Source organism: uncultured Amaricoccus sp. (assembly GCF_937891315.1).
In the GTDB taxonomy this organism is placed as follows: domain Bacteria; phylum Pseudomonadota; class Alphaproteobacteria; order Rhodobacterales; family Rhodobacteraceae; genus Amaricoccus.
Genome location: NZ_CALAGI010000049.1, coordinates 1 through 3,075 on the forward strand (window position 1 = coordinate 1; position 3,075 = coordinate 3,075).

General features: G+C 68.1%; 3 protein-coding genes. 2 read left to right on the forward strand and 1 reads right to left on the reverse strand.

Annotation, left to right across the window (positions count from 1 at the left end; genetic code table 11):
- Positions 1 to 246: 246 nt before the first annotated feature.
- On the reverse strand, positions 247 to 1,635 hold the full coding sequence (locus tag Q0480_RS04095) for a PleD family two-component system response regulator (RefSeq protein ID WP_299131030.1): 1,389 nt from the start codon (positions 1,633 to 1,635) through the stop codon (positions 247 to 249).
- 139 nt (positions 1,636 to 1,774) lie between these two features.
- Here Q0480_RS04095 and Q0480_RS04100 point away from each other — a divergent pair, with 139 nt between their 5' ends.
- Together Q0480_RS04100 and Q0480_RS04105 are read left to right on the forward strand one after the other, a co-directional pair.
- Entirely contained in the window at positions 1,775 to 2,053 is a 279-nt protein-coding gene (locus Q0480_RS04100; RefSeq protein WP_299131031.1) for a DUF3572 family protein, read from the forward strand.
- Positions 2,054 to 2,116: 63 nt separating this feature from the next.
- Entirely contained in the window at positions 2,117 to 2,854 is a 738-nt protein-coding gene (locus Q0480_RS04105) for an HAD family hydrolase (RefSeq protein ID WP_299131032.1), read from the forward strand.
- The last annotated feature ends 221 nt before the right edge of the window (positions 2,855 to 3,075 follow it).

Consider the following 3,075-nt stretch of genomic DNA (forward strand, 5'->3'; position numbering starts at 1 on the left):
ACGCCGAAGGCGTGCCTCCGGCACGACAGGGCATGCCCGTCACGATTTCGCGTAATCTCGAAATCGCGAAGTTAAGGCTCGGACGTCGCGCATCGCTCGGGCGTTGCTGGCGTGTGGCAGGGACATCGACAGGGGCGCCGCCTTGGGCGGCTACGCGAAGGCGAAACAATCAACCGGTAATCATATCAGAGCCGCCGCCGCCTTGAACGCAAGTCTTGAAAGGATGCCGCGTCGGTCGGGCCCGCGTCAGGCGGCCTGGGCGAAAAAGCTCACCCGGTTGCGGCCGGCCTCCTTGGATGCGTAGAGCGCGCTGTCGGCGCGCTTGATGATCGCCTCGGCGTCGGTATCGACGGCGGTCGCGATCGCAACGCCGATCGACACCGTCACATGCACCTCGCCGCCGCCGACCGGCAGGATCACCGGCGCGTCCTCGACCGCCCTGCGGATGCGCTCCGCCGCCTGGGCGGCGGCGTGCATGTCGACGTCGGGCATGGCGACGAAAAACTCCTCGCCACCGAAACGCGCGACGAGATCGACGCCGCGGATATTCTCCTGCAACCGCCGCGAGAATTCGCGCAGCACCGCGTCGCCCGCGTCATGACCGAAACGGTCGTTGATCGACTTGAACTTGTCGAGATCGATCATCATCACCGCGAAGACGCCCTCGGTCTCGCGCGCCCGCTCCATCACCCGGATCATGTGCTGGCTGGCGTAGCGGCGGTTGTAGATCCCGGTCAGCGGGTCGATCACCGCCATCTTCAGCCCGTTGCGCACGTTCGAGCGCAGTCGGTCGGAATAGCGCTTGCGCCGCAGCTGCGACCGGATGCGGGCGATGAGCTCGCTCACGTCGAAGGGCGATTCGATATAGTCGCTGGCGCCGAGATCGAGCCCCTTGGCCGCGACCTTCACCCCGCCGCTTTCGACCACCAGAATCACCGCCGACTGCCGCGTCTCGGGCCGGGAGCGAAGCGCCGAGACCAGCCGCAGGCCATCGCCGCCCTCCATCAGGCTCTGATGCACGACGCAGACGTCCGGCAGCTCGAGCCGGGCGAGATTCATCGCCTCGCGCTCGGAATAGGTGGTGATGGTTGGCGCGTTCAGCCGGTCGCGCAGCTGGTTCGCCCAATCCGCGCCCTGCTCGAAGCTCGGCGGCGCCAGCAGGATCGGCCCGCCGGTTTCCAACTCGATCTCCTGTTCGCAGATGAAATCGGTCAGCCCGAGTTCCCGCGACGTAAGGTCGCGGAGACGGAGTTCGTCGAACATCATCTTCATCCGCATCAGGTTGCGGACGCGGGCGAAGAGGGCGAGATCGTTGAAGGGCTTCGAGAGAAAGTCGTCGGCCCCCGCTTCCAGTCCCCGGATCCGCTCCTCGGGCGTGTCGAGCGCCGTCACCATGATCACCGGGATATGCGCGGTCTCCTCGCGCGATTTCAGCACCGCGCAGACCTCGAACCCGTCCATGTCCGGCATCATCACGTCGAGCATCACCATGTCCGGTTGCTCGGATCGCGCCATTTCCAGCGCCTGGGTGCCGTTCTCGGCGACAACCACGTCGTAATAGGCCGAAGATAGCTTGGCGCGCAGAAGGAGTCGGTTGGTTGCCACGTCATCCACAACCAGTACCCGACCCGACATCCGGCAATCTCCCTGTGGAGCGTTTATCCACGCCTGAAATTCGTCCGGTGACCATAGTCGCGAATGTGTTAACGAAGTGTTTAACGAAGTGTTTAGCGCGGCCCGCGCGGCCTTTACCGACAGGCTCCGGGAGGCCCCGATGACCCCTGAAAGCGCCGCCGTCACCGCGCGGGAAGCCTTGATCTGGATGGCTGGGGAGCCCGACGTGCTGGGTGCCTTTCTCGACGCCGGCGGCCTCGCTCCCGGCGATCTGCGCGGGCGGGCGGACGACCCGGAGTTTCTCGGTTTTCTTCTGGATTTCCTGCTCGGCGACGAGGCGCTGCTGCTCGCCTTCTGCGCCGAGGCGGGCCTTTCGCCGACGGTTCCGGCCCGGGCGCGCGCGGCGTTGCCGGGCGGTGACGCGCCGGACTGGACCTGAGCGTGATCGTCGCGCCCGCTTTGCGCCGCCGCGCGGATGCCGCTAGGAAGGCGTGGACGGCCGGTGAGCCGCGACGAGGAGGGTAACCGGGTGGCGCCGCGCGAACCGATCAGAGGTCTCGTCTTCGACAAGGACGGCACGCTCTTCGATTTCAATGCCACCTGGGCGGCCTGGTGCGACGGCTTCATCCTCGGCCTCGCCGCCGGCGACGGCGCGCGCGCGGCCGAGCTCGCCGCGACGCTCGGCTTCGATCTCGCGAACCGGCGCTTCACCAGGGATAGCCCGATGGTCGCCGGCACGATGGAGATCGTGGTCGAGGCCGCCTGCCGCCTGCGCCCCGACATGGGCGAGGCGCGGCTCCGCCAGCATATCATCACCACCACCTCCGCCGCGCCGCAGGTCGAAGCGGCGCCGCTCGCCGCGCTGCTCGACCGGTTCCGCGCCGCCGGCCTGACGCTCGGGGTGGCGACGAACGATTCCGAGGCGCCGGCCCGGGCCCATCTCGAACGCGCGGGCGTGCTCGACCGTTTCGCCTTCGTCGCGGGCTATGACAGCGGCCACGGGGCGAAACCGACGCCCGGCATGCTGCTCGCCTTCTGCCGCGCCACCGGCATTCCGCCCGGCGCCTGCGCGATGATCGGCGACAGCGTTCACGATCTCGACAGTGGCCGGGCGGCCGGCATGCGCGTGGTCGGCGTGCTGACCGGCATCGCCAGCCGCGAGGATCTGGCACCGCACGCCGACGTGGTGCTGCCCGACATCGGCGCCCTGCCCGCCTGGCTCGCGCTGCCCGCGACGTGATACGATTGCCGGGGGTGGCCTCGCTGTTTCCGGCCTGATTTGGGGTACACAAATCAGGCCGCGCCTGCCTGCCGTCGTGCGGAACGCACGCCTTCGGCGCGACGGCAGGCGCGTTCCCGCGCCAGCCAGGCAGGCGCGGCCTGATTGCGAGCGTACTGGAAAATCGGATGGCCCCTTGGCCTTCGACTGGTCGAAGGCCAACGTCCCGGGTCGACAGTCCA

Coding starts and splice junctions, on each gene's coding strand:
- Q0480_RS04095 (WP_299131030.1), bottom strand. CDS start 1,635: ATGTCGGGTCGGGTACTGGTTGTGGATGACGTGGCAACCAACCGACTC.
- Q0480_RS04100 (WP_299131031.1), top strand. CDS start 1,775: ATGACCCCTGAAAGCGCCGCCGTCACCGCGCGGGAAGCCTTGATCTGG.